The sequence below is a fragment of the Pseudoalteromonas sp. Z9A6 genome (genome assembly GCF_011378805.1).
Taxonomy (GTDB): domain Bacteria; phylum Pseudomonadota; class Gammaproteobacteria; order Enterobacterales; family Alteromonadaceae; genus Pseudoalteromonas; species Pseudoalteromonas distincta.
Genome location: NZ_WTKZ01000145.1, coordinates 1 through 559 on the forward strand (window position 1 = coordinate 1; position 559 = coordinate 559).

General features: G+C 34.2%; 1 protein-coding gene. It reads right to left on the reverse strand.

The genetic code is table 11. The features are described from left to right. Positions 1-95: 95 nt before the first annotated feature. A complete protein-coding gene (locus GQR53_RS20580) occupies positions 96-506 on the reverse strand; it encodes a hypothetical protein (protein WP_165745064.1) in 411 nt (136 codons plus the stop codon). Positions 507-559: the final 53 nt, after the last annotated feature.

Below are 559 nucleotides of genomic sequence, written 5' to 3' on the forward strand. Positions count from 1 at the left end.
ACGTTCCTAAAAAGAGTAATTCTACAGCCTCAACGCCCAAATAACAGGCTAAAAATAGTGGGCTAAAATTGAGCGAAGCGAACAGCCCGCTGTTTTTAGTCCTTGTTGATTTGCTTGTTATGTGTAATTTGGTATACAGCGAAATACCAGAACAACGTGGCAGCAACCACGCCAACTAAAGTACAAAATAATGCTTGAGTAAACAAGTCTGCTGCAGAGTCCTCTCCAAATGGTTTTAATATGTAAATAAATCCAAGTGATGGAATAACAGCAATTAAAGCATACCAACCTAAACTAACTTTATTATGCTTTTTAAGATATAAGTGAATAGGTAAAGACCAACAGATTGTAATTACCAAACTTACAAGAGCTGCCACACTAGACATTAACAATGCCATTCTAAAATCGTAATACTCTGAATTAAGCGTACCGATATAAGTAACAACAAATGTAATAAAAAATGCTGCGAATATAGTTGCTAAAATTGCGACAAATGTTGATTTCATAGTTTACACATAACGAGCCTGTAGATTTACTCGTTTTTTTATTTGTTTTTTAT

Coding starts and splice junctions, on each gene's coding strand:
- GQR53_RS20580 (WP_165745064.1), bottom strand. CDS start 506: ATGAAATCAACATTTGTCGCAATTTTAGCAACTATATTCGCAGCATTT.